The organism is Cognatazoarcus halotolerans, from assembly GCF_009800965.1.
In the GTDB taxonomy this organism is placed as follows: Bacteria; Pseudomonadota; Gammaproteobacteria; order Burkholderiales; family Rhodocyclaceae; genus Cognatazoarcus; species Cognatazoarcus halotolerans.
In genome coordinates this window covers 200594-225835 of the sequence record NZ_WUAF01000003.1, presented here as the reverse complement: position 1 = coordinate 225835, position 25242 = coordinate 200594, and the positions used below count along the sequence as shown (strand labels likewise).

25 protein-coding genes are annotated in these 25242 nt (G+C 66.6%); 13 read left to right on the top strand and 12 right to left on the bottom strand.

Going from position 1 to position 25242, the window contains the following annotated elements:
- Positions 1 to 45 precede the first annotated feature (45 nt).
- Positions 46 to 657 (top strand): LysE family translocator, encoded by a 612-nt coding sequence (locus GQB03_RS06005; protein WP_159686013.1) that lies wholly within the window; start codon positions 46 to 48, stop codon positions 655 to 657.
- 12 nt (positions 658 to 669) lie between these two features.
- On the opposite strand, the gene GQB03_RS06000 is transcribed toward GQB03_RS06005, so the two are convergent.
- The 4 genes from GQB03_RS06000 to GQB03_RS05985 are packed head-to-tail and all read right to left on the bottom strand — an operon-like array spanning position 670 to position 4996.
- On the bottom strand, positions 670 to 1275 hold the full coding sequence (locus tag GQB03_RS06000; protein ID WP_159686011.1) for a nucleotidyltransferase family protein: 606 nt from the start codon (positions 1273 to 1275) through the stop codon (positions 670 to 672).
- Positions 1275 to 2297, bottom strand: a complete 1023-nt coding sequence (locus GQB03_RS05995; protein WP_159686008.1) for an XdhC family protein — start codon at positions 2295 to 2297, stop codon at positions 1275 to 1277. The genes GQB03_RS06000 and GQB03_RS05995 overlap by 1 nt, the downstream gene beginning before the upstream one ends.
- Positions 2298 to 2309: 12 nt before the next feature.
- A complete protein-coding gene (locus GQB03_RS05990; RefSeq protein ID WP_159686006.1) occupies positions 2310 to 4520 on the bottom strand; it encodes a xanthine dehydrogenase family protein molybdopterin-binding subunit in 2211 nt (736 codons plus the stop codon).
- 17 nt (positions 4521 to 4537) lie between these two features.
- Positions 4538 to 4996, bottom strand: a complete 459-nt coding sequence (locus tag GQB03_RS05985) for a (2Fe-2S)-binding protein (RefSeq protein ID WP_159686005.1) — start codon at positions 4994 to 4996, stop codon at positions 4538 to 4540.
- Between the two features lie 123 nt (positions 4997 to 5119).
- Here GQB03_RS05985 and GQB03_RS05980 point away from each other — a divergent pair, with 123 nt between their 5' ends.
- The 4 genes from GQB03_RS05980 to GQB03_RS05965 all read left to right on the top strand — a co-directional run bounded on the left by GQB03_RS05980 (position 5120) and on the right by GQB03_RS05965 (position 7155).
- Positions 5120 to 6067, top strand: a complete 948-nt coding sequence (locus GQB03_RS05980) for a LysR family transcriptional regulator (protein ID WP_235026963.1) — start codon at positions 5120 to 5122, stop codon at positions 6065 to 6067.
- Between the two features lie 68 nt (positions 6068 to 6135).
- Positions 6136 to 6447, top strand: coding sequence for a DUF883 family protein (locus tag GQB03_RS05975; RefSeq protein WP_159686001.1), 312 nt, complete (start codon positions 6136 to 6138; stop codon positions 6445 to 6447).
- 4 nt (positions 6448 to 6451) lie between these two features.
- Positions 6452 to 6835 (top strand): phage holin family protein, encoded by a 384-nt coding sequence (locus GQB03_RS05970; protein WP_159685998.1) that lies wholly within the window; start codon positions 6452 to 6454, stop codon positions 6833 to 6835.
- A complete protein-coding gene (locus tag GQB03_RS05965; RefSeq protein WP_159685997.1) occupies positions 6832 to 7155 on the top strand; it encodes a YqjK-like family protein in 324 nt (107 codons plus the stop codon). Before GQB03_RS05970 ends, GQB03_RS05965 begins: the two co-directional genes overlap by 4 nt.
- Before the next feature lie 12 nt (positions 7156 to 7167).
- Here GQB03_RS05965 and GQB03_RS05960 read toward each other — a convergent pair whose 3' ends face one another.
- Entirely contained in the window at positions 7168 to 8409 is a 1242-nt protein-coding gene (locus tag GQB03_RS05960) for a uracil-xanthine permease family protein (protein ID WP_159685995.1), read from the bottom strand.
- A 128-nt stretch (positions 8410 to 8537) separates the two neighbouring features.
- Positions 8538 to 9170: a uracil phosphoribosyltransferase gene (gene upp / locus GQB03_RS05955; RefSeq protein WP_159685993.1), complete on the bottom strand. Its 633-nt coding sequence runs from the start codon at positions 9168 to 9170 to the stop codon at positions 8538 to 8540.
- 278 nt (positions 9171 to 9448) lie between these two features.
- Here upp and GQB03_RS05950 point away from each other — a divergent pair, with 278 nt between their 5' ends.
- Positions 9449 to 10006, top strand: a complete 558-nt coding sequence (locus tag GQB03_RS05950; RefSeq protein ID WP_159685990.1) for a hypoxanthine-guanine phosphoribosyltransferase — start codon at positions 9449 to 9451, stop codon at positions 10004 to 10006.
- Positions 10007 to 10024: 18 nt separating this feature from the next.
- Here GQB03_RS05950 and GQB03_RS05945 read toward each other — a convergent pair whose 3' ends face one another.
- The 4 genes from GQB03_RS05945 to GQB03_RS05930 all read right to left on the bottom strand — a co-directional run bounded on the left by GQB03_RS05945 (position 10025) and on the right by GQB03_RS05930 (position 16525).
- Entirely contained in the window at positions 10025 to 11353 is a 1329-nt protein-coding gene (locus GQB03_RS05945) for a sigma-54-dependent transcriptional regulator (RefSeq protein WP_159685988.1), read from the bottom strand.
- Positions 11346 to 13220, bottom strand: a complete 1875-nt coding sequence (locus tag GQB03_RS05940; protein ID WP_159685985.1) for a sensor histidine kinase — start codon at positions 13218 to 13220, stop codon at positions 11346 to 11348. The genes GQB03_RS05945 and GQB03_RS05940 overlap by 8 nt, the downstream gene beginning before the upstream one ends.
- A 131-nt stretch (positions 13221 to 13351) precedes the next feature.
- Positions 13352 to 15394, bottom strand: coding sequence for a TRAP transporter permease (locus GQB03_RS05935; RefSeq protein WP_235026962.1), 2043 nt, complete (start codon positions 15392 to 15394; stop codon positions 13352 to 13354).
- A gap of 180 nt (positions 15395 to 15574) precedes the next feature.
- Positions 15575 to 16525 (bottom strand): TAXI family TRAP transporter solute-binding subunit, encoded by a 951-nt coding sequence (locus GQB03_RS05930; protein ID WP_159685982.1) that lies wholly within the window; start codon positions 16523 to 16525, stop codon positions 15575 to 15577.
- 415 nt (positions 16526 to 16940) lie between these two features.
- Between GQB03_RS05930 and GQB03_RS05925 the strand changes: the two genes are divergently transcribed.
- On the top strand, positions 16941 to 19178 hold the full coding sequence (locus GQB03_RS05925; protein WP_159685980.1) for an NADP-dependent isocitrate dehydrogenase: 2238 nt from the start codon (positions 16941 to 16943) through the stop codon (positions 19176 to 19178).
- 269 nt (positions 19179 to 19447) lie between these two features.
- Positions 19448 to 19750, top strand: coding sequence for a hypothetical protein (locus tag GQB03_RS05920; protein ID WP_159685977.1), 303 nt, complete (start codon positions 19448 to 19450; stop codon positions 19748 to 19750).
- 18 nt (positions 19751 to 19768) lie between these two features.
- On the opposite strand, the gene GQB03_RS05915 is transcribed toward GQB03_RS05920, so the two are convergent.
- Positions 19769 to 20545 carry an HDOD domain-containing protein gene (locus tag GQB03_RS05915; protein WP_159685974.1) on the bottom strand — a complete coding sequence of 259 codons (777 nt, stop codon included), beginning with the start codon at positions 20543 to 20545 and terminating at the stop codon, positions 19769 to 19771.
- A 162-nt stretch (positions 20546 to 20707) separates the two neighbouring features.
- On the opposite strand from GQB03_RS05915, the gene GQB03_RS05910 reads away from it, so the two are divergent.
- The 4 genes from GQB03_RS05910 to GQB03_RS05895 are packed head-to-tail and all read left to right on the top strand — an operon-like array spanning position 20708 to position 23386.
- Positions 20708 to 21031, top strand: a complete 324-nt coding sequence (locus tag GQB03_RS05910; RefSeq protein ID WP_159685971.1) for a DUF1840 domain-containing protein — start codon at positions 20708 to 20710, stop codon at positions 21029 to 21031.
- A 26-nt stretch (positions 21032 to 21057) separates the two neighbouring features.
- On the top strand, positions 21058 to 21411 hold the full coding sequence (locus tag GQB03_RS05905) for a hypothetical protein (protein ID WP_159685969.1): 354 nt from the start codon (positions 21058 to 21060) through the stop codon (positions 21409 to 21411).
- Complete coding sequence (locus GQB03_RS05900; protein ID WP_159685966.1) at positions 21408 to 22070, top strand: response regulator; 663 nt, start codon at positions 21408 to 21410, stop codon at positions 22068 to 22070. The genes GQB03_RS05905 and GQB03_RS05900 overlap by 4 nt, the downstream gene beginning before the upstream one ends.
- On the top strand, positions 22067 to 23386 hold the full coding sequence (locus GQB03_RS05895; RefSeq protein WP_159685963.1) for an ATP-binding protein: 1320 nt from the start codon (positions 22067 to 22069) through the stop codon (positions 23384 to 23386). Before GQB03_RS05900 ends, GQB03_RS05895 begins: the two co-directional genes overlap by 4 nt.
- Positions 23387 to 23389: 3 nt before the next feature.
- Here the strand turns inward: GQB03_RS05895 and GQB03_RS05890 are convergent, their stop codons facing one another.
- Complete coding sequence (locus tag GQB03_RS05890) at positions 23390 to 24595, bottom strand: DUF4382 domain-containing protein (RefSeq protein ID WP_159685960.1); 1206 nt, start codon at positions 24593 to 24595, stop codon at positions 23390 to 23392.
- A 108-nt stretch (positions 24596 to 24703) separates the two neighbouring features.
- On the opposite strand from GQB03_RS05890, the gene GQB03_RS05885 reads away from it, so the two are divergent.
- Positions 24704 to 25126: a VOC family protein gene (locus GQB03_RS05885; protein WP_159685957.1), complete on the top strand. Its 423-nt coding sequence runs from the start codon at positions 24704 to 24706 to the stop codon at positions 25124 to 25126.
- Positions 25127 to 25242 lie beyond the last annotated feature (116 nt).

Here is a 25242-nt window from a genome sequence, read left to right as displayed (position 1 = left end):
CTCCCGCGATGCCCCCTACCAGCACACCTTTGGCGATTGTCTGACATGGCGCTCCATACCTGGCTGATCTACCTGCTTGCCGTAGTCGGCCTGTCACTCACACCCGGCCCCAACAGCCTGCTCGCACTCACCCACGGCGCGCTCTACGGCCACCGCCGTTCGCTGTTCACGATCGCCGGCGGCAGCGCCGGCTTCGTACTACTCATCGCCCTGTCGATGCTCGGCATCGGCGCCCTGCTCCAGGCCTCGGCAAACGCGCTGGTCATCCTCAAGTTCGCGGGTGGCGCCTACCTGATATGGCTCGGCGTGCAGCTGTGGCGCGCCCCTCCGATCCGGCTGACGCCCGACGCGACGGCCGTCCCGCGAAAAAACCGCGCCCTGTTCCGCCAGGGCCTGCTGGCGGCGATCTCGAATCCCAAGGTGCTGCTCTTCTATGGCGCCTTCCTGCCCCAGTTCATCGATCCGGGGCGCAGCCTGTGGCAGCAGTTCGTGGTGATGGCGGCGAGCTTCGCGCTGGTGGAGTTCGGGGTGGAATACCTGCTCGCGCGGCTCGCCCACCGCATCCGTCCTTGGCTCGAGCGCACCGGCCGGCGCTTCAACCGGGTCTGCGGCGGTTTGTTCGCGCTGATGGGCGCCGCGCTGCCGCTCACCCGCTGAAGCATTGAGCCGCTAAGCCGCTGCGCCTCGGCGCGGACCTGCCTGCGTCCGATCCAGATCGGCCGGGCGGTCGATGTCGCGCAGTACCGAATCGTCAGGCCAGTCGATGAGCCGGATGTCCTGCCCGGCAAGCAGCGCGCGCGCGCCGGTGTCCCCCGTCAGCGCCGCCAGTTGCTCACCCCAGGTGGGACCGAAGCCCACTGGGTGGCCTCGACGACCCTGATGCGCCGTGGCCACCAGGCGCTGCGGCGCATCGATTCCCGCGGCGACCGCCGCAACCGCGGAGGCGTCGAGCCAGGGCATGTCGGCGAGCGCCACCACCCAGCCGCTGGCGCCACGACTGGCGGCCACTGCGGCGGCCAGCGCGCTGCCCATGCCGGCCGCGGCCGCGGCACTCTCGAGCACACGGCAGCCTGCCTCGGTGAGCCAGCGCGCACGCAGGGCCTGCCCCGGGCGGATCACCGCCATACAATCCGGCAATACCGCGGTGAGCGCCCGCGCGCTGTGCCACAGCACCGGCCTGCCATCATCCATCTGCACCAGCAGCTTGTCCTGCCCGCCCTCGGCGTCGAAGCGCCGCCCATAACCGGCCGCCAGCAGAATGCCCTGAACCGGCATCAGCCGGTGCGGCAGGCTGACAGCGTATCCGCGGCGATCTCCAGCGCGGCCTTGGCTTCGGCCACCGGCAGCACGCGCTCGGGCGCCACGCCGTTCTTTGCGGCGACCAGTTCGGCGGCGATCGACACTGCGATCTCGCCGGGCGTACGGCTGCCGATGTAAAGCCCTGCGGGTCCGCGCAGCGCCGCCACCTGTGCTTCGTCGAGATCGAACTCGCGCAGCCGCGCGCGCCGTGCCGCATTGTTATGGCGCGAGCCCAATGCCGCGACATAGAAGGCCGGCGAGCGCAGCGCCTCCATGAGCGCGAGATCGTCAAGCTTGGGATCATGGGTCAGCGCCACCACCGCGGTGCGCGCGTCGGGGCGCATGGCGATGACCACGTCGTCGGGCATCTCGCGGGTCAGCGAGGTGCCGGACACACGCCACTCGTCGCTCCACTCCTCGCGCGGGTCGCAAACCGTGACCGCAAAATCGAGGTCGAGCGCAATCCGCGCGAGGCTCGCCGAGAGCTGACCGGCACCGATCAGCAGCAGCCGGTAGCGCGGGCCGAAGACACTCACCAGGGCGTCCCCATCGAGCCCGGGCGCCTGCTCGGGATGGGCGATGGCGAGAGTGCTGCGGCCGCTGGCAAGATGCAGCCGCCGCTCCACCAGCTCGCCCGCGGCAAGACGCGCCAGCAAGGCGTCGAGCGGCGCGGGTGAAGAAAGCGGCTCGAGCACCAGCTCCATGGTGCCGCCGCAGGGCAGGCCGAAGCGGCGCGCCTCTTCCGCGCCCACACCGTAGCTGACCCGCCGCGGCGTGGCCGGCATGCCTTCGCTACGAAGACGGGCCATGAGGTCGTCCTCTATGCAGCCGCCCGACACCGAGCCGACCGCCCGACCGTCCTCGCGCAGCGCCAGCAGCGCGCCCGGCGGCCGCGGCGAGGAACCCCAGGTGCGCACCACCGTGGCGAGCATCACCCGCCGGCCCTCCGCCAGCCAGCTGCGCGCGCGGCGCAGCACTTCCAGATCGAGACTGTCCATCGCCTCGCCTCCTCAGGCCTTGAGCTGCTCGCCGATCGGCAGGCGGCGGATGCGCTTGCCACCGGCAGCGAAGAGGGCATTGACCAGCGCCGGCGCCAGCGGCGGCACGCCGGGCTCGCCAACCCCGGTCGGCCTCTCGGCGGAGGGCACGATGTGCACCTCGACCTTCGGCATCTGGTTGATGCGCAGCATGGTGTAGTCATGAAAGTTCGACTGCACCACCTTGCCATCGTCGAAGCTGATCTCGCCAGCCAGCGCGGCAGTCAGCGCGAAGCCGATGCCGCCCTCCATCTGCGCACGGATCACGTCCGGATTGACCGCCACGCCGCAATCGAGCGCGCACACCACGCGGTCGACCGTGTAGCTGCCATCGGCGGCCAGCGACACTTCCGCGACCTGCGCGACAATCGTGTTGAAGGATTCGTGCAGCGCCACGCCACGGCCGCGGCGCACGCCCTCGCGCTTTGCCAGCGGCGCCTTCCAGCCGGCGCCGTCGGCGGCAAGCCGCAGCACCGCAGCGTGGCGCGGATGGGCCTCGAGCAGGGCCAGCCGGTAGTCGACCGGGTCTGCGCCGGCCGCGCTGGCCAGCTCGTCAAGGAACACCTCGGTCGCGAAGCCGGTGTGCGACGAGCCCACCGAGCGCCACCACTGCACCGGCACCCTGACCTCGGCGTTGGTAGTGTGGAGCTCCACCTGCAAGTTGGGCACCGCATAGGGCAGGTTCGCCGCGCCTTCCACCGAGGTGGCATCGATACCGTCCTTGACCATCCCCGACTCGAACGCCGTGCCGGCGATGATCGACTGGCCGACGATGCGCTGCGACCAGGCCAGCGGCCGACCGGCCCCGTCCAGCGCCGCGCGGATGCTATGCACGTAGGCCGGGCGGTAGTGCCCACCGCGCATGTCGTCCTCGCGCATCCACACCATTTTGACCGGCGCGCGACCGTTGATCGCCTTGACGATGCTGGCTGCCTCGAGCAGGTAATCGGAGTGCGGGTTAGCGCGCCGCCCGAAGCTGCCGCCGGCATAGAGCATGTTCAGATGGACGTTCTCGGGCTTGAGGCCGAGCAGCGCGGCCAGCGCGTGCTGGTCGCCGGTCTGGAACTGCTCGCCGTTCCACACTTCGCAGCGGTCCTTGTCGAGGCGAACCACGCAGTTCATCGGCTCCATCGCCGCGTGGGCGAGGAAGGGCAGCTCATACTCGGCCTCGATCACCCGCGCGGCCTTGCCCAACGCCACTTCGGCATCGCCGTCGCGGCGGGCGACCTTGCCGGGTGTGCCAGCCAGTTCGCGGTAGCGTGCATACACCGCCTCGGTGCTGCCGCGCCAGGCCGCCGACTCGTCCCAATCGATTTCGAGCGCGTCCCGGCCCTTCTTGGCGCTCCAGGTGTCCTTCGCCAGTACCGCGACGCCGGTGGGAATGCGCACCACGTCGACCACGCCGGGCTGCGCGCGCGCCTTGTCGTCGCGCACCGCGCGCACGGTGGCGCCGAAGCGCGGCGGATGCGCGACCACTGCGACCAGCATGCCAGGCAGACGCACATCCTGTGTAAACATGGCCTTGCCGGTGGTCTTGGCGAGGCTGTCCTTGCGCGGCACATGACGGCCGATGAGACGGAAGGTGGACGGATCCTTGAGCACCGGCTCGGTCGGCACCGGCTGAACGGCGGCAGCCTCGGCGAGCTCGCCGAAGCGGGCGGAACGACCGCTTGCGGCATGGCTGACCACGCCCTCGCGCACCGTGATCTCGCCGACCGGCACCTGCCAGCGCGCGGCAGCGGCAGAGACCAGCATCGCCCGCGCCGCCGCGCCGGCCTGGCGCAGCTGCATGAAGGAGTTGGCGATCGCGGTGCTGCCGCCGGTGCCCTGCGCCGGCCCCCAGAAGAGGTTGTTGTAGCGGCCGGCGTCGGCCGGTGCGCCTTCCACTGTCACCCGGCCCCAGTCGGCATCGAGCTCTTCGGCAACCAGCGTGGCGAGTCCGGTGTAGGTGCCCTGCCCCATCTCGAGGTGCTTGGCGATGACGGTGACGGTGTCGTCGCTGCCGATGCGCACGAAGGCGTTGGGAGTGAAATCACCCTTCACCACCGGCGCGGTGCCGGCGATGCCCGGCCCGGCGCCGGCCGCCGCGGCCACGCCGGGCAGCACCAGTGCCAGGGTGAGGCCGCCGCCCTGCTTGAGGAAGTCGCGACGCGACAGGTTTTCGATTCGTGTCCGGTTGTTCATGATGAGGAGCGCCTCCTTCAAGCCAGCGAACGGGCGGCTTCGTGAATCGCCGCGCGAATCCGCACATAGGTGGCACAGCGGCACACGTTACCGCCCATCGCCGCGTCGATCTCGCCATCATCCGGCCGGGGGTTGCTGCTCAGCAGGGCAATCGCCGACATGATCTGCCCCGACTGGCAGTAGCCGCACTGCACCACGTCGAGCTTCTGCCAAGCGGCCTGTACCGCCGCGCCGACACGTGCCTCACCCGCCGCTTCGATGGTGCTGACCTGCTTGCCGGCCACCGCCGACAGCGGCGTGGAGCACGAGCGCACCGCGTTGCCGTCGAGATGAACGGTGCATGCACCGCACAGCCCCATGCCGCAGCCGTACTTGGTGCCGGTGAGTTCGAAGCCGTCGCGGATTGCCCACAACAACGGGGTGTCTGCGGGCAGATCGGTCTTTACCGACTGCCCGTTGAGGCTGAACTGGATCATCGGGAATCTCCGTGAGGGCAAAACATTGATCACCAGCGCACGTCACGGCACTGTTGGGTTCAGCTTAGACATGTTGGGTATTAAGATCGACTCCTCAATCGTGAATGCACTTTGAAGCCATCCTTGAAAATCGATCCGCTGCTCCTGCCTGCCCTGGTCACTTTCGAATGCGTTGCACGCCACGCCAGCTTCAGCCGTGCCGCGGAGGAAATGGGGCTGTCCGCCTCGGCGCTGTCACAGTCGCTGCGCAGTCTCGAGTCCCGGTTGGGCGTACGCCTGCTGGCGCGCACCACGCGCCGGGTTGCCCTCACCGAGGAAGGTGCCCGCATCCTCGAAGGCGTGCGTGAAGGCCTGGCCAGCCTCGGCAGCGCACTCGACGTGCTCGAGGCGCAGCGCAGCCGCCCGGCCGGCACGGTACGCGTCACCCTGCCGCGGATGACCTTCACCCGCTTCTTCGCACCCCACCTCGCGGAATTCTCGCGGCGTCACCCAGAGGTCAATCTCGAGTTCGCGCTCGAGGACCGCCTCGTGGATATCGTCGCCGACGGTTTCGACGTGGGGGTGCGCATGGGCGGGCAGATTGCCGCCGACATGATCGCCGTACCGCTGGGCGGCCCGGAACGTCTCGTCACCATCGGTGCGCCGGAATATTTCCGCCGCCACCCCCCACCCGCGACACCCGAGGCCCTGGATGGGCACGACTGCGTGCTCTACCGCTACGCTTCGAGCGGGCGGATCGCGCGCTGGACGTTCCAGCGCGACGGGCTGCCGCTGGAAGTCGACGTGAGCGGACGCTTCACCGTAAACGATCTCCAGGCGGAACTCGAACTGGTGCGCCGCGGTCTGGTGTTGGCGCAGACAGTAGGCTCCATCGTGGCGCAGGAGCTTGCCGAAGGCTCGCTGGTGGCTGTGCTCGACGAATATGCGGTTTCACTTGGCGTGGCGCATCTGTACTTCCCAAGCCGCGCACAGATGCCACCCCGTCTGCGGGTGTTCCTCGATCACTTCCGGAGGGCCTGCAGCACCGCGCCGCCGGGGGGCGAAATTGCAGTTCGCCCGCCACAGGTCTAGTCTGGCGCAGTATTCGAACGTGCCGGGATTTCCCCGGCGCTCACTTATCCAGCATCAAGGAGTTCAGCATGAGCGACACCAGCCAGGTCAATACCAGCAGACTCGTTTCGGATCTCAAGGCGGTCATCACCGATACCGAGGAACTGCTCAAGCTCACCGCCGGGCAGGCCGGCGACAAGATCACCGATGTCCGCAGCCGCCTCGGCGACCGGCTCGGCGCGGCGAAGGGCCGACTCAGCGAATTCGAAGAGGAGGTGGTGGCGCGCGGCAAGGTCGTCGCCAAGGCCACCGACGACTACGTTCATGACAACCCCTGGCGCGCGATCGGCGCCGCGGCGGGCGTAACTTTCCTGCTGGGGCTTCTGATCGGCCGTCGCTGAGACGATGGGTGACACCCCTCACAAGCGACTGTCGGCCAGCCTGCGTGGGCTGATCGACAGTACGCTGGCAACCGTCCAGACGCGGATCGAGCTGCTCGTCGTCGAGGTCCGCGAGGAGAAACTGCGCGCCGCGAGCTTCCTTTTCAATACCGTGCTTTCGGCGCTCTTCCTCGCCTTCGGCGTGGTGTTCCTGGCGGTCTTTCTGACGGTTCTGTGGTGGGACGAACACCGCCTGCTGGTGCTCGGCATCTCCACCGCGGCGCTGTTTGTGGCGGGGCTGTTCACTGCCGGCCGGGCCACCCGCGAATTCAAGCGCAGCAACCGCCTGTTCTCCGCCAGTCTGGCGGAACTTTCGCAGGACCGCGAAACACTGCGGCATGGCGAATGAGCCCCGAGCTGGTCGAACTTGCCCTGCACAAGCAGCGCCTGCAGATCCGCGCCGGAATGCAGCGCGAGGACATGGCCGGCCGGCTCGGCGGAATCGGCGACGCGCTCGACCAGGTGGACCGGCTGCGCGATGGCGCCAACTGGCTGCGAGACAACGCGCCGATCGTGACCACCCTGGCAATCGGCCTGCTGGTGCTCAAGCCGCGCGCTACCGTGCGCTGGCTGCGGCGCGGCGTCATCGGCTGGCAGCTCTACAGGCGGGCGCGCAGCGCGCTCGCCGCTGTCGGCGGCGCCGATCGCGCGCTGAAGACCCGCAGGTAGGGCCCGCGGCGATCAGGCTCGCGTCCGCGGCAACACCATGTTGAGGATGATCGCCACGACGCCGCACAGGCTTACGCCCTGCAAGGCGAAACCGTCGAGCTTGAGGGCGAGGCCGCCGATGCCGAAAACCAGCACCGTGGACACGATCACCAGATTGCGTGGCTGGTCGAGGTCCACCCGCGCTGCCACCAGCGTTTTCAGGCCAATACTCGCCACTGACCCGAACAGCAGCATCATGATGCCGCCCATCACCGGCACCGGAATCGACTGCAGGATCGCGTTGAACTTGCCGAAGAAGGCCATCACCACCGCCAGCACTGCGGCCCAGGTCATTACCGCCGGGTTGAAGTTGCGGGTCAGGGTGACCGCGCCGGTCACTTCGGAATAGGTGGTGACCGGCGGCCCGCCGATGAGGCCGGCAAACAGCACCGCGAGGCCGTCGCCGGCGAGGGTGCGATGCAGGCCCGGTTTCTCGGTGTAGTCCCGGCCGGTCACTCCGCCGATCGCCACCACGTCGCCAACATGCTCGATCGCCGGCGCCAGCGCCACCGGCAGCATGAACAGGATTGCGGTCCATTCAAATACCGGCGCAACGAAATCCGGCGCGGCGAACCACGGCGCGGCCGCGATCTTGCTGAAGTCGACCAGGCCGAGCGCCGCCGACAGCAGGTAGCCAACCAGCACCCCGGAGAGGATCGGCAAGAGGCGCAGGAAGCCGCGGGCGAACACCGACACTGCCACGGTGGTGACGAGCGAGGCCACCGCTACCAGCATCGCAGTGCCATACGGGACCAGTTCGACAGCGCCGTCGCCGCTCCGGCCCATCGCCATGTTCACCGCCACCGCGGCGAGCGACAGACCGATGATCATGATGATCGGCCCGATCACCACCGGCGGCATGAAACGATGCACGATCTCGGCGCCATGCCGGTTCACCAAGGCCGCAAAGACGAAATACACCAGGCTCACGCAGGCCAGCGCGCCCATCGTCGCGGGCATGCCCCAGGTCTGGACCGAATAGATGATCGGTGCGATGAAGGCAAAGCTCGACCCCAGGAAGATCGGCACCTGCCGACCGGTGACCGCCTGGAACATCAGGGTGCCGACCCCTGCACCGAGCAGGGCCAGGCTGGGATTGAGACCGGTAAGCAGTGGCACCAGCACCAGAGCGCCGAATGCCACGAAGAGGATCTGGGCACCGGCGATCGCCTGCCGCCAGACCGGCTCACCGTCCTGAACGGGAATTTCACGCATTGCTGTTTCTCCGGGCATCGCGCAGCCTCCGTACGCAATGCGATTGAGAGAATGTTGTGGCAGGCAGGCTCTGTCGGCCTCCTCGTCGAAACGGAACCGCGCGCCGCCCGCAACACGGGCCGCGACGCTCAACCGTGCTTGGTACCGAAGATCTTGTCGCCGGCATCACCGAGGCCGGGGATGATGTAACCCACCTCGTTGAGATGGCTGTCGATGCTGGCCGCGTAGATCTCGACGTCGGGGTGGGCGGCTTCCATTGCGGCGATCCCCTCGGGCGCGGCCACCAGCACCAGCGCCTTGATCTGGCCGCAGCCCTTGCGCTTGAGCATCTCGCAGGTCGCCGCCAGCGAGCCGCCGGTGGCCAGCATCGGGTCGATGATGAGCGCCATGCGCTCGGTCAGCTGACCGACGAATCGTTCGAAATACGGCGCCGGCTTGAGGGTCTCCTCGTCGCGGGCGATGCCCACCACGCTGACCTTGGCACTCGGGATCATGTCGAGCACGCCATCGAGCATGCCGATGCCGGCACGCAGGATCGGCACCACGGTGATCTTCTTGCCCTTGATGCGCTGGACCTCGACCGGACCATCCCAGCCCTTGATGGTCACGCGCTCCAGCGGAAAATCCTGACAGGCCTCGTAGGCCAGCAGGCGGGCGAGTTCGGCGGTGAGTTCGCGGAACTTCTTGGTACTGATCTCGGCTTCGCGCAACAGGCCGATTTTGTGCTTCACCAGCGGATGCTTGATCTCGACTATGGACATGAAAACCTCGCGCGGCGGGAAATCGGGCGCCGCACCTTTCGTCCCGCTGCGGACGGTCCGGCACGACGGCGCGAGTGTACTCCCTGCCGATCCGCCCGGCCATTGTTTTGCTGCGCCGCAACACCCATTCCGCGGGCAGGTCGTGTCCCGGGCCTGCGTTCCGGGCTAGAATCGGGCACACCGGACGCCTGAACGCAGCCCCGCGGCAGGCGCCCTCACGCCCGGGAGCGCATGCCCAACCCGCTCCCCGACCGCATCTCCGCCGCCGAGCACCCACCATGACCATCGATCTGGACGAAATCCGCCGAGCCCGTGACGAAGCCGACTGCCTGTGTGACGAAACACAGATCGAAGCCGCACTCGACGCCCTGGCGGCAGGCATCACCGAACGCCTGAAGGACAGCAATCCGCTGATCTACGTGGTCATGAACGGCGGCCTGATCCTCGCCGGCCGCCTCTTGCCGCGGCTCGATTTTCCGCTTGAAGTCGCCTATCTGCACGCCACCCGCTACGGCCACGCACTGCAGGGCACCCTGCTCGACTGGCGGGTGCGCCCCAGCCAGGACCTGCGCGACCGGGTGGTGCTGGTGCTCGACGATATCCTCGACGAGGGCCATACCCTCAACGCGATCATCGAATACCTCAGGAAGGAAGGCGCACGCGAGGTCCATTCGGCCGTGCTGGTGCACAAGATGCACGACCGCAAGGCCTATCCGGGCATGCGTGCCGAATTCACCGGTCTCGATGTCGCCGACCGCTTCCTGTTCGGCTGCGGCATGGACTACAAGGGCTACTGGCGCAATGCCCCGGGCATCTACGCGCTGAAGGGTCACTGAAGCCTTGCCCGCGGCGGCCTATGCGCCGCGGAAGTCCTCCGGCACGAGGCCGTGGCGGTTGATCCGGTCATAGAGCGTCTTGCGCGGGATCTCCAGCAGCTCGGCGGCGGCGCTGACGTTACCACCACAACTTCGCAGGGCCGCTTCGATCAACTGCCGTTCGTACAGGTCGACCCGCCTGACCAGGCCCGCGCCGCCGGCTTGCGGCATCGGCTCGGCGGCAACCACGCCGAGGCAGAAGCGGTCCACCGCGTTACGCAGCTCACGCACATTGCCGGGCCAATCGTGCGCCATCCATGCCTCCAGCTCGCGCCCGCCCAGCGCCGGCGCCGGGCAGTGGTAGCGGCTGGCCGCCTGGATCAGGAAATGCGCCGCCAGCACCGCAATGTCGGACTTTCGCGCACGCAGCGGTGGCAGCTCGAGGCACACCACGTTGAGCCGGTAATAGAGGTCGGCACGAAACTCGCCGGCATCCGACAAGGCCTTCAGATCCGCCTTGCTGGCGGCGATGATGCGGCAATCGACCGGAATGGCCTGGTTGCTGCCGAGACGCTCGACGACACGCTCCTGCAGCACGCGCAGCAGCTTGACCTGCAGCTGCGGTGACATGTTCTCGATCTCGTCGAGGAACAGGGTGCCGGCGCGCGCGAACTCTATCTTGCCGATCCGCCGTTTGAGCGCGCCGGTGAAGGCACCAGCCTCGTGACCGAAGATTTCGCTCTCGAATACGCTCTCCGGCAAGGCCGCGCAGTTGATCGCCACGAACTCGCCGCTACGGCCACTGGCGGCATGCAGGGCCCGCGCCACGACTTCCTTGCCGGTCCCGGTTTCGCCGTAGATCAGCACGTCAGCCTCGGTCGGACCGATCGCTGCGACCATGCGCCGGATGTGCTGGATCGGCGCGCTGTCGCCGAGCAGGAAGACCGATTTTTTCTCGAGCACCTGCTCCTTCAGACGGCGGTTCTCGAGCACCAACCGGCGCCGGTCGAGGCCACGCCGCACGACATCGCAGAGCCGGTCGGAGGTAAAGGGCTTTTCGATGAAGTCGTAGGCGCCCTCGCGCATCGCCTGCACCGCCATCGAGATGCCACCGTGGCCGGTCATGAGGATCACCGGGATCTCGCCGTCACGCCGCTGCACCTCGGCGAGACAGGCCAGGCCATCCATGCCGGGCAGGCGCACGTCGCACACCAGCACCCCGCCGAAACCGGCATCGAGCAGGGCCAGGGCGCTCTCGGCGCGGTCGAAGCCGCGTGCCGTGATTCCGGCGAGGTCGAGCGCCTGCAGCACCCCCTTGCAGACCACCGGATCGTCTTCGACGACGAGCGCCTGAACCGGATCAGTCATGGTTGGCGAGCCCCACGGCAAGCGGCAGGGATACCCGGAACCAGGCGCCGCGGCCTTCGTTGTTGCCGGCATCGAGCCGTCCGTCGAGGCTTTCGATGATCATCCGCGAGATCACGAGACCGAGACCGAGCCCCTTGCCTGCCGGCTTGGTGGTGAAGAACGGTTCGAAGAGGTGCGGCAGCACGACTTCGGGTATGCCGGGACCGTTGTCGCGCAGTGTCACCACGGCCTGCCCGTCGCGCGACTCGCTGAGGATCAGAAGTTCGCCCGAGGGCTGCTTTTCCATCGCATCGGCGGCGTTCATCACCAAGTTGAGCAGCACCTGCTCGAAGCGGATCGGATCGGCCTGCGCGGCCAGCGACGGCTCGCGGTGTTCGACCCGCACCACGATCTCGGGGCGCAGCCCGCGCGTCGCCAGCAGCCGCAGCACATTGCTCACCGAGGCCGCCACCGCGACCGGCTCGGGTGAAGCTTCGCCGCGCCGGGCAAAGGTCTTCAGCTGGGCGACGATGCGGCCCATGCGCTGGGCAAGGTCGCGGATGGTGTGGAGGTTTTCGCAGGCCTCCTCGTCACGGCCGAGTTCAATCAGGCGCCCGGCATTGTCGGCCAGCGTGGTGAGCGCCGCGAGCGGCTGGTTGATCTCGTGGGTAATGCCGGCCGACATCTGCCCGAGCACCGCCAGCTTGCCGGCCTGCACCGCGGAATCGCGGGTGCGGGTGAGGATCTGCTCGGCGTCCTTGAGCGCCAGCACCTTGCCCTCGAGCGAGCGGTTGGCCGCCACCAGGGCTTCGGTACGTTCGGCGATGCGTGCCTCGAGATCGGCCTGGCTCCGCTCGAGCGCCTGGCGTGCGGCACTGCGCTCCTGCGCGCGCCGGCGCCGCATGCGCCACAGCACCGCGGCCGAGAGCACCAGCAGCACCGCCAGGGTCACGGTCAACGCACGCGTCAGCGCCGCGGCACGCGCCTCGGCAAGATCGCTCATGATCAGCAGTCGCCATTCGTAGGGCGACACCAGTTGCGACTGGGTCAGGTAATCGCGTACCTGCGCCCGGCCCTGGACGAAGGGCTGTGCGTCGGGGGCGAGCCGCACCTGCCTGCCGCTGCCGTCCGCCTTGAGCAGCGGCGCGCCGTCCGAGGCGACGAGCGGCCTGAGGTCGGCATGCAGATACTGCCGGGTATGCGCCAGACGCGCCCGCGCCGGATCAGAGATCGGCAGCAGGCTCCGAAACTTCCAGCCCGGAGAAGAGGCCAGCAGCACCACGCCGAGGCGATCCGACACCAGCAGCAACTCGCCGGAGCGGCGCCACGCATCCTCGAGCGCATCGAGGCGGATCTTGACCACCATCACGCCCACCACCCGCCCGTCGCGACGCACCGGCGCGGAGAGGAAGAAGCCGGCCTCCTGGGTGGTCACCCCCACGCCGTAGAAGCGCCCCGGCCGTCCCTGCATCGCCGACTGGAAATACGGCCTGAAACCGTAGTTGTGCCCGACGAAGGACAATCTGTCCTGCCAGTTGCTGGAGGCAAGCGTCAAGCCGTCCGCATCCACCAAAAAAACGGCGTGGATCGCGGCATCGTGGGAAACACTTTCAAGATAGCGATTCACCGCGTCGCGCAGCGCGGAGTCGTGCGGCGCGCTCAGCAGTTCATTCACGCGCCGATCCAGTCCGAGGACCTCAGGCAGCAGGCGGAACTCTTCGAGCGTCTGCACCAGGGTAGTGCGATAGAAGTCGAGCCGGGTGGCGCTGGCCTCGGCCAGTTGCGCGCACTCGCTGGCAAGGAACTGCCGGTAGCTGGCGGCGCCGACCGCACAGGCCGCGCAGAGCACCATCAGCAGGCGCAGCACGAAGCGGGAGGTCGGCATCATCGGGGAACCAGGCATCGCGTCGGGGCAGGCGTCGCCCCCAGGGAGGAGATGGCCGGGAAGGATATCCCGGCCGCCGCGCCAGGCGACAGCGGCTTTTTCACAGCGCGCGCCGAACGGACCCATGCCGCCCGTCAGCCCCGCGTCGCACCGCTGCGCCGCACCGCAACGAAGTTCCAGAGGAAGAACACCGCCGCCAGCCCGAAACCGATCTCGTCGGTCAGCGGCTGGGCGGTCACCATCATCGCCGCGCCAGCGCCGGCCAGGAGCCGCTGGGGCAGATTCAGCGCCTTGCCCAGGTACCCGATCGAAGCGCCGCCCCACAACACGATCGCGAGCAGTGCCTTGAACACGATGTAGGCCACCGAGGCGATCGTCCAGTCGCCCTGCAGCATCAGCTCGGGCGCATACACCGCCATGTACGGAATCACGAAGCCGGCAATTGCGATGCGCATCGCCTGCATGCCGATCTTGAGGCCGCTGGTACGGGCGATCGGCGCGGCGGCAAAGGCGGCCAACGCCACCGGCGGCGTGAGATCCGCCATGATGCCGAAGTAGAAGACGAACATGTGGCTGACCACCAGCGGCACGCCCAGCTCGAGCAGGGCCGGCGCGGCCAGCGACGAAGTGATGATGTAGTTGGGAATGGTCGGGATGCCCATGCCGAGGGTGAGACAGATCAGCATCGTGAGCACCAGCGACAGGAACATGTTGTCCTTGCCGAGCGAGATGATCGAGCCGGCCACCGTGGTGGCCGCACCGGTCAGCGTCAGGGTGCCGATGATGACCCCCACCAGCGCGCACGCCACGCCCACCGGCAAGGCGTGCTTGGCGCCTTCGCCGAGCGCCTCGACGGTCATCTTGAGAGTGGCACGGCCGCCTGTGACAAAGGCACAGGCGATCACCAGCGCGGTGATTGCGACATAGAACACCCCGATGCCGTACTTGATGAAGGCGCTTGAAACCAGCGCCAGCACGATCCAGAAGGCAACCCGCAGCCCGGTGCCGCGGATGCCCACCGCTACCGCCCCGCCGAAGATCAGCATGGCGGTGAGCGCGAGCCCGACCGTACCCGAGAACAGGGGCGTGAACCCGGAGAACAGCAGCCACACCAGCACCACCAGCGGCAGCAGAAGGTGCCAGTCGCGCTTGACGGCAGCCCACGCGTCGGGGCATTCGGCCTTGGGCATGCCCATCAGCCCGGCGCGGCCGGCCTCCAGATGCACCATCCAGAAGGCGGTGAAGAAATACAGCGCCGCGGGGATCGCCGCGGCGAGACAGATATCGACATAGGGCACGCCGATCGTCTCGGCCATGATGAAGGCCACCGCGCCCATTACCGGCGGCATGATCTGGCCGCCCATCGAGCTGGTCGCCTCGACCCCACCGGCGAACTCCGCGCGATAGCCGAACTTCTTCATCAGCGGAATCGTGAACTGGCCGGTGGTGACCACGTTGGCCACGCCGGAGCCGCTGATCGTGCCCATCAGGCCCGAGGACACCACCGCCACCTTCGCCGGCCCGCCACGGGTATGGCCGACGGTGCCGAGCGCCACGTCGGTGAACAGGCGGATCATGCCGGCCTGCTCGAGAAAGGTGCCAAAGAGAATGAACAGGAAGATGTAGCTCGACGAAACGTAGATCGGAATGCCGTAGATGCCCTCGGTACCGAAGCCGAGCTGGTCGATCACCTGCGACAGGGCATAGCCACGGTGGCCGAGTTCGCCCGGCAGGTATTCGCCGAACAGCGCGTAGGCCAGGAACAGCGAGCAGATCAGCGGCAGCGCGAAACCGATCACCCGTCGGGTCGCCTCGAACACCAGCAACACCGTGATGCCACCGACGAACAGGTCCAGCGTCGTGGGATCACCCGCGCGCTGGATGAGATCACCCTCGTAGATCCAGTGGTAGAAGGCGAGCGCAAAACCGACCGCCGCCAGCAGCCAGGAGAAGGCACTCTGCAACGGACGGTCGGCACCCCCGCGGAACAGGCCGAAGGCCATGAACAGCAGGAAACCGACGTGCACCGCGCGCACCACGCTCGACGAGAGCGGGCTGAACGAAGCGGTGACGATCTGAAAGGCCGAGAACAACACACCGACCACAAAAAGCAATCTTGCCGCGCCGCCGTCCGACCAGCCAAACGACCTCACGGCACCTTCGTTCATCTCCGACATGCGGATCTCCCTGCACCCGGTTGCGGATGCATCGATTCATCTGGCTCTGATATCGAATACGCGGACCGGGCATCAAGGCCCCCTGGTCCGCCGTCGCGGCCTGCCGACGCGACCCGGCCGCGACGACGGCGTCCCAGGAAAAAGGCAGCAACCGACCGGTGTTGCCGGCCGCCGGAGCGCTTACTTGAGGACGCCCGCTTCCTTGAAGAAGCGCTCGGCACCCGGATGCAGGGGCAGGGGCAGACCGCTCGCGGCGCTCTCTAGCTTGATCCCCTTGGCCGCGGCGTGGGCGGCGACCAGCGCGTCCATGTTGCCGAACATTGCCTTCACCATGGCATACACGGCGTCGGCATCGACACCTTCGTGGGTCACCAGGATGTTGCGGATCGCGACTGTCGGGGTGTCTGCCGTCTGGCCGGTGTAGGTATTGGCGGGGATCACGCCGGGCTGGTAGGCCGCGTCACCGATCTTCGCCACCACGTCGGCGGGCACCGGCACCACCACGATGTCCATCGACGACGCAAGATCACGCAACGAGGCCACACCGAGGCCGGCTGACTGCAGGGTCGCATCGAGCTGACGGTTCTTGATCAGTTCGACCGATTCGCCGAAGGGGAGATATTCAACCTTGCCGAGATCACCGTAGGCCAATCCCGCTGCCTTGAGGACCGAACGTGCATTGAGTTCGGTGCCCGATTTGGGCGCCCCGACCGAGACCCGCTTGCCCTTCAGATCCGCAAGCGTCTTGATGCCGGACTCCTTCGAGGCGACGATCTGGATGTAATTCGGATAGATCGCGGCGAAAGCCCGCAGCTTCTTGAGGGGCGCCTTGAAACCGGCTTCGGCCTCGCCTTTCCAGGCATCGGAAACCACGTCGCCCAGAGCAAAGCCTACCTCGCCGCGACCGGCCTGGAGCAGATTGAGGTTCTCGGCGCTCGCCTTGGTCGATTGCACACTGATCTTCGCATCGGGCAGGACCTTGCCGAATTGCTGAGACAGGGCGACCCCGAGCGGGTAGTAAACACCGCTGGTGCCACCGGTCAGTATGTTGACGAATTTCTGCTCGGCGGCGGCCAGCGGCACCATTGCGATTGCGCACAGGCCTACCAGGATTTTGCTCACTGCTTTCATGCTCATGTCTCCTCGATTGTTATGGTCGCCGAACCCGACAACATGCGCTCGACTCGACCTAGCCTATCGCAAGCTCCGCGCCAGACCCAAGCCGATCATTTTTTTCTTTTCAATCAAGGCGTTGAAAATCGGCATCGGTGCGCACACAGACACAGTGTGCGAATCTTCGCCACCGATCGGCACGACGTGTGCGGATTGTCGCCGCTTCGCCCCGGCGCGGCCGGGTGTTCCGGTGACGGAAAGCAAATCCATTCTTGCCGAAAAAATGGCCGAAACTGCGGGGCCAACTCTGAACTCACCCGCAGAATTCATTACACTTAGCGGCTGTGTAACGCCAGAGTCGGTTCGCGGGGGGAGTTGCGGTTCGCTCGAGCATTCGCAAGGCGGCATGTCATATAACAATCAGGGGAAGAACATGGCTGAAAAGAAGTCGAAGATCATCTACACACTCACGGATGAGGCGCCGCTGCTGGCGACCTGTGCGTTCCTGCCGATCATCCGCACCTTTACCGAGCCGGCCGGCGTCGAAATCGAAAAGGCGGACATCTCCGTATCGGCACGCATCCTTGCCGAGTTTCCCGATTACCTGAGCGACGAGCAGAAGGTTCCGAACACGCTTGCCGACCTCGGCCGCCGCACTCTGCTGCCCGAGACCAACATCATCAAGCTGCCGAACATCAGCGCATCGGTTCCGCAGCTCACCGCGGCGATCAAGGAACTGCAGAAACGCGGCTACAAGGTGCCCGACTTCCCGGAGAGCCCGAAGACCGACGAAGAGAAGGAAATCAAGGCACGCTACGCACGCTGCCTCGGCAGTTCGGTCAACCCGGTGCTGCGCGAAGGCAACTCCGACCGCCGCGCACCGCTGGCCGTCAAGAACTACGCCCGCAAGAACCCGCATTCGATGGGCAAGTGGAGCATGGCTTCCCGCACCCACGTGGCGCACATGACCCATGGCGATTTCTACCACGGCGAAAAGTCGATGACGCTCGACAAGGCGCGCGACGTAAAGATGGAACTGCTCACCAAGAGCGGCAAGTCGATCGTGCTCAAGCCCAAGGTCTCGCTGCAGGATGGCGAGATCATCGACTCGATGTTCATGAGCAAGAAGGCGCTGTGCGAGTTCTACGAAGAGCAACTCGAGGACGCGCGCGAAACCGGCGTGATGTTCTCGCTGCACGTCAAGGCGACGATGATGAAGGTTTCGCACCCGATCGTGTTCGGTCACTGCGTGCGGATCTTCTACAAGGACGCCTTCGAGAAGCACGCGGCGCTGTTCGAGGAGCTGGGCGTCAACGTCAACAACGGCATGTCCAACCTCTACGACAAGATCGCCACCTTGCCCGAGTCCCGCCGCGAGGAAATCCTGCGCGACCTGCACGCCTGCCACGAGCACCGCCCCGAACTGGCGATGGTCGACTCGGCCAAGGGCATCACCAACTTCCATTCGCCCAGCGACGTCATCGTCGATGCCTCGATGCCGGCCATGATCCGCATCGGTGGCAAGATGTGGGGCGCCGACGGCCGTCCCAAGGACTGCAAGGCGGTCATGCCGGAATCGACCTTCGCCCGCATCTACCAGGAGATGATCAACTTCTGCAAGACCAACGGCAACTTCGACCCGACCACCATGGGCACGGTGCCCAACGTCGGCCTGATGGCCCAGCAGGCCGAGGAATACGGCTCGCACGACAAGACCTTCGAGGTTCCCGAAGCAGGCGTCGCCAACATCACCGATCTCGCCACCGGCGAGGTGCTGCTCTCGCAGAACGTCGAAGAGGGCGACATCTGGCGCATGTGTCAGGTCAAGGACGCGCCGATCCGCGACTGGGTCAAGCTGGCCGTCACCCGCGCCCGCAATTCCGGCATGCCGGCGATCTTCTGGCTCGACCCGTATCGTCCGCACGAGAACGAGCTGATCAAGAAGGTCGAGACCTACCTCCAGGATCACGACACCACCGGCCTCGACATCCAGCACATGTCGCAGGTGCGCGCCATGCGCTACACCCTCGAGCGTGTCATCCGCGGTCTCGACACCATCTCGGTCACCGGCAACATCCTGCGCGACTACCTCACCGACCTGTTCCCGATCATGGAACTGGGCACCAGTGCCAAGATGCTTTCCATTGTTCCGCTGATGGCCGGCGGCGGCATGTACGAAACCGGGGCGGGCGGTTCGGCACCCAAGCATGTCAAGCAGCTGGTCGAGGAAAACCACCTGCGCTGGGATTCGCTTGGCGAATTTCTCGCGCTGGCGGTCTCGCTCGAGGAGCTCGGCATCAAGAGCGGCAACCCCAAGGCCAAGATCCTCGCCAAGACGCTCGACGAAGCCACCGGCAAGCTGCTCGACAACAACAAGTCGCCCTCGCCGCGGACCGGTGAGCTCGACAACCGGGGCAGTCAGTTCTACCTGTCGATGTACTGGGCCCAGGCGCTGGCCGCCCAGACCGAGGACAAGGAGCTGGCCGCCCATTTCGCTCCGCTTGCCAAGGCATTGACCGAAAACGAGCAGAAGATCGTCGAGGAATTCGCCGCGGTGCAGGGCAAGCCGGTCGATATCGGCGGTTACTACATTGCCGAATCGGAAAAGTGCAAGGCGGTGATGCGCCCCAGCACGACCTTCAACCAGGCGCTCGCCGCAGCGCGGGGCTGACCGGCAATACGGCCTGCGGGCCGTGATCTGCGGCCATTCCACGGAACATCGTGGAATGGCCGCAATGTTTTCGGGGGTTCGCTCATGTACGCGCAGCGGGAACGCTGCGACCGCCTCCGACTGCACCCGATCGCCTCGGTCGGGAATCAATCCGCCCGGGCGCGGTCCGAATTGCCTGCGTGCAGCAAAAGCCGCAGCCATGTGGGCCATCGGCCCGTGGCCCTGACACCCCGCCCCCCGTGAAAGGGTGGCAATGAAAAGGATTCACGATGCGGATCGATCCGGAACAGATCAGGTTTTTCCAGAGTTTTGCGCGAGGGCAAACCACGCCGATGAGCCCGTTGCGCAAGTTCTTCACTGCACTGGCCACCGTTGGCGTGTTCGGTCTCGCGCTGATGTTCTCGGTCATGCTGTTCGCCGTCGTGCTGACGGCCGGCGCGGTGGTGTGGGGCTATCTGTGGTGGAAGACACGCGACCTGCGCAAGCAGATGCGGGACCACCCACCGGGCGGTCTGATCATCGAGGGAGAGGTGATCCGCGAAAGCAACGGACGCGAAGACAGGCCAGGCTGAACCACAGCCCCCAAAGACTCAATAACGCGGCGCGTTCGCTGAGTTGATCATCAGCTTGAGCTTGTCAACCCGGCGCTGGGCCTGCTCGAACCATTCGGCAGGGCCGAGAATCGTCGCATCGAAGGGAATGTCGTGTTCCGACGCGAAGGGCGATCTCATGCGCGTCGCAGTCTTGGCCAGATCGATTCGCACCTGATCTGGCTCGGAAGGATGCGCCAATTCCTCCAGACCCAGATCGGTGAGAATCCGGTAGAGGCTCGGCAGGTGCGCGCGTCGCGCAAGATCGAGAATCTGGCTGCGATCGAAACGTGCCGTGCGCGAGTTGTTCAGGCTGGCCAGAAAGGCGAACTGCGGCAAGGTATGCGTGAGGCCATGGAGCATCGACAGCTCCGGTGTCGGCGAGCGATCAAAAACCGCGACCGCTTCACACAGACAGGCCACTTCGAAGGTGAACTCCCACAGCTCCTCGGCCATCAAGCGCGCACTTGCATTCCCGATGCCGCGCTGAAGCTGCTGCACGGCCAGGGAGATGGAGAGTACCCGTGCCGCCGAAAAACCAAGTTTCTGGATCGCTTCGCTCACCGACGGATGCATCATCGGCGAACCGTAGGACGATGCGTTGGCTGCCCGGATCAGCGCTGACGCAAGTACCGGTTCGGCACGCAACAGGTCTTCGATCTGTGCCAGGTCGGTACCCGGATCTTCGAGCATCTGGCGAAGCGCAAAGGCGACCCGCAGACTGGTCGGAAGATTTCGTACGTCATAAAGAAAGATATCGCTGGAATCGCTTGACACGCTGTTCTCGACTGCATCTCGGGGTGACCAGGCACTGCGTAACGAGCCCGTCCGCATAAGTTACACGAAATACGGCAGGGCGCGAGAGCGAGGTACATCGCCGACGCCCCGGCGCGAGCGGGGCTACAATCCGGTCACTACCATCAAAGCCGGAGCGCGACCATGCTGATCACCTTCAAATCCGCCGCCAGCGGCGACGTCATCATGTTCGGCAAGAACGGCAAGCAGATGCTGGAGATCATCGGCAAGGACCAGAACGATGCGAAGGGAATCGTCACGGTCGAGCAGTTGCCGGACGCCATCGCGAAGCTCAAGGCCGCGGTGCAGGAAGACAAGACCCGTCAGGCCGAGCATGGCAGCGAAGACCCCGGGGTCGATCCCAAGACCGGGGTACAGTTGATCAGCCTTGCCCAACGTGCGGTGCCGCTGATCGAGCTCATGGAATACTCGCTGCGCGACAAGGTGCCGGTCACCTGGGGCGTGTGATCCGGGGACGCCGCGCCTGAACGGCAATGAGCCTGCGCGACATCGAACTGGCCATGGCGACGATCGCCGCCCGCCTGCCGCACCTTTCCCCGCCGCGTCGCATCGACGCCGTGCGCATCGGCGAGGCGAGCCGCACCCTGGGGCAGTATCGCTGGCTATCCGACACGCTGTGCCTGAACGGCCGCTACCTCGCCAAACTCGACCAAGCGCGTGCGCTCGAGCTGCTCGACACGCTGATTCACGAGCTACTGCATCGGCACAGCCCCCCTTGGCGCCAGCTTCGCGACACCTTCCGTCGGCACCCCGATGTGTATGCCGAAGCCGCGCGACTGGCTCGGCTGCTCGCCCCCCATTTCCTCGCCCGGCGGGAGGCCGCGTGAGAATCCTGCTGGTCGAGGATGATGCGATGATCGGCGCCAGCGTGCAGCGCGGCCTGCGCCAGGATGGCCACGCGGTCGACTGGGTACGCGATGGCGTGGCCGCCGAACTGGCGCTGCGCGACACGCCTTTCGAACTGATGCTGCTCGACCTTGGCCTGCCGCGACGCGACGGCATCGAAGTCCTCAACCGGCTGCGTGCCGAGAAGAATCCGTTGCCGGTACTGGTGCTGACCGCCCGCGATTCGGTCAGCGACCGGGTACGCGGGCTCGATGCCGGCGCCGACGACTACCTGGTCAAGCCTTTCGATCTCGACGAGCTCGCCGCACGGGTACGCGCGCTGGCCCGCCGTCAGCGCGCGCAGGCCGAGCCGCTGATCACCCGCGGCCGCCTGGTACTCGATCCGGCGGCCCACTCGGTGAGCCTCGACGGCGAGCCGATCCGCCTCTCCGCGCGCGAGTTCGCCCTGCTGCAGACGCTCATGGATGCCGCAGGCCGGCCGCTGTCGCGCACCCAACTCGAGGAGCGGCTCTACGGCTGGGGCGAGGAGGTCGAGAGCAACGCCATCGAGGTCCATATCCACGCACTGCGACGCAAACTCGGCGCGGAATGGGTGCGCAACCTGCGCGGCGTCGGCTATTACGTGCCCGAATCGCCATGAAATCGCTGCGCCGCGAACTGCTGGTAAGCCTCCTCGGCGCCGTCGTGGCGGTTTTCCTGGTGGGTGGCATCGCCACCTACGGCATGGCCCGCGTCGAGATCGACGAGGTGATGGACTACCATCTGCGCCAGTTCGCGCTGTCGCTACGCGACCAGAGTTTCGGGCAGCCGGCGGCGCCCATCGTCGCGCCCGAGGAAGCCTTCGACATCGTCATCCAGATCTGGGACGGCCACGGGCTGAGGCTCTATCTGTCGCATCCGCACACGGTACTGCCCGATCGCGCCCAGTTCGGCTACACGACGGTGGCCACCAGCGAAGGAAGCTGGCGGGTGTTCTCGGTGCCGCTGCACGACCGGGTGATCCAGGTCGCCCAGCCGATGCGCGTGCGCAGCGGCATGGCCGCGGGTGCGGCACTGCGCACACTGAGCCCCCTGCTGCTGATCCTGCCGCTCATGGGTTTCATCATCTGGTATCTCGTGGGCCGCGGCCTGCGTCCGCTCGACCGCCTCGCCGGCGCAGTGCGCAGCCGCCGCCCGGACGCCATGGCACCGCTCTCGAGCCGGGACGTACCGGCGGAGGCCCAACCGCTGGTCGAATCGCTCAATGGCCTGCTGGGCCGTCTCGATCACGCGCTGGCCGCGCAGCGAGCCTTCGTTGCCGACGCCGCCCACGAACTGCGCACCCCGCTCACCGCGCTGCAGCTGCAGCTGCAGCTGACCGAACGTGCCGACAACGAGATCGAGCGCAAGGCCGCCCTTGCCGAACTGCGTCAGGGCCTGCAGCGGGCGATCCACCTGGTACAGCAACTGCTCACCCTGGCCCGCCAGGAGCCCGACGGCGCCACACGCCAGATCCACGAGACGGTACCGCTGGCCGATCTGGCGCGAAGCGTACTGGCCGAACACGCGCCGATGGCCGACGCCGGCGGGATCGACCTCGGCGCAACCACCCTCGATGACACCGCGATCGTCCGCGCCGACCCGGCCGCACTGCGTACGCTGCTTGGCAACCTGGTCGACAACGCGATCCGCTACACGCCCGGGAACGGTAGCGTCGACGTCGCGGTACGCAGGCAAGCGGACCTCGTCTGGCTCGAAGTCAGCGACTCCGGGCCAGGGATCGCACCGGCCGAACGCGAGCGGGTCCTCGACCGCTTCTACCGCCACGCCGGCCAGGAACAACCCGGCAGCGGCCTCGGCCTGGCGATCGTCAAAGCGATTGCCGATCGTCACGGCGCCGCGTTGCTGCTCGAAGCCTCGGATTCCGGTGGCCTGCGCGTGCGGGTCGGCTTCCCGCCGGCGCCGTACGAAAGCTGAGCGTCACGGCGCGAAGACGAAATCCTCGCCGTCCGGCGCAGTGCTGAGATCGATGTCGGCCTGTTGGGGCGCGCGGCCATCGACTGTCGCCTCGAGCACATAGGCACCGGCCGGCGCGGCCTGATCCGGCGCGAACGACAGCACTTGGGGGCTGACCACGTATGCGGCCCGCACCGCTCTGGCCACCGGCAGGTCGAAGGCATACGTTCCGCCAAGTGCGTCGGTCGGCTGCGCGGCCACCTCGACACTTGCCCCGCCCGCGAGCGGCTTGAGCGCGCTTACGATCGCCGCCGGCACGCTGGCGTCGCTGTTCAGGACGGTCCCTGCGGCCCGGCGCTCGGCGGACGATGGCGGATCGATCGGCTGTCCGGCGGTATTGACCGAGGTGGGCGCGGTGTTGACGACCGGCACCCCGGTCACCACCGCAGTCGCGCGGCCCGCCGCGCTGACGACGAGGTCGTAGGTGCCCGCCGGTACCGGGTAAAGCTCGAAGCGGCCATTCGCGTCAGGCGGTGAGGCCTTCGCCGGGACGCCGTTCGACTGCACCGACACGGTCGTAGACGTGCCTGCAATCGCCGGCGCGACGTAGCCGATCACCCGCATCCCCGCGTCCGAAAGCACCGTGATCGCGCTGAGCACCGGCTTGAGGTTGTAGAGGCCGGAATTGCCCCGCTTGACGACCGACTTGCAGGCATCGAAGTCGATTACCACATCGGCCACCTTCCCCTCCGGCACATCGACGTCCATGTTCATTTTCAGGCCGCTCTGCTGGCCGCTCGGGGTCGTCAACGCGATTTCGTTCCCGGAGCCGCTCAGCACCACCGAGTTGGCCATCGGCGTCGCGCCACCGTTGGCGGCCAATACCAGACGCATCTGCGTATACCGGCCTGCGGGCAGCTGCGTTTCGCCGAGCGATTCGAGTGCGCCATTGGTCAGATCCAGCAGATTGATGCGTCGCGTCGTGGGCAGCACGATTTCGTGCCAGCCGGCATCCGTATCGGCTGCGCTCGCGCTCCGATGCACCCGCACCCTGTCTACCGAGACGTTGACTTCGTCGAAACCGCAGGCCGGCGAGTCGGTGAGCGACACTGAGAGGGTGCCCGAACCGCTTCCGTCACTGCCACCTCCCCCGCCACCACAGGCCGCCACAAACAGCGTCGTCGCCGCGAGCAGCACCGCGCCGGTATACGCCCCCCTGCCTTTTCCCATGATCCACTCCCGAACGTATAGTGTTGGCAAACGATTCACACCAAGTCCGGTGAGAGTCTGCCCCTATCGACGGCAAGTGACAACGTGCCCGCACTCGAGGAGACAACCATGCCCGTCCAACCTTTCCATCTCGCATTCCCGGTCGACGATCTCGACGCCGCGCGCGCCTTCTACGGTGGCTTACTGGGCTGCGCGGAAGGCCGCAGCGCCGATCACTGGATCGACTACGACCTGTACGGCCACCAGATCGTTGCCCATCTCGCACCCGGTCGCGGTGGCCGTCAGGCCAGCAATGCGGTCGACGGTGACGAGGTCCCGGTGCCGCACTTCGGCGTGGTGCTGGCAATGGACGACTTCCATGCGCTCGCCGCCCGCCTCAGGGCTGCCGGCGTCGCGTTCATCATCGAACCCCATATCCGCTTCGCCGGCCTGCCGGGCGAGCAGGCCACCATGTTCTTCCTCGACCCATCGGGCAACGCCCTCGAGTTCAAGGCCTTCGCCGACATCGGACAGCTCTTTGCCAAACAATAGGTCGCCCTAGACCTCGCCGGCAGCGAGCTTAGCCCTGTCTGCAGCGACGAGGTGCGACCGCCCGATCGTTCCTTAAGTCAGCTTTAAGTTGCGTGCGCCTACAGTGACTCCATCGC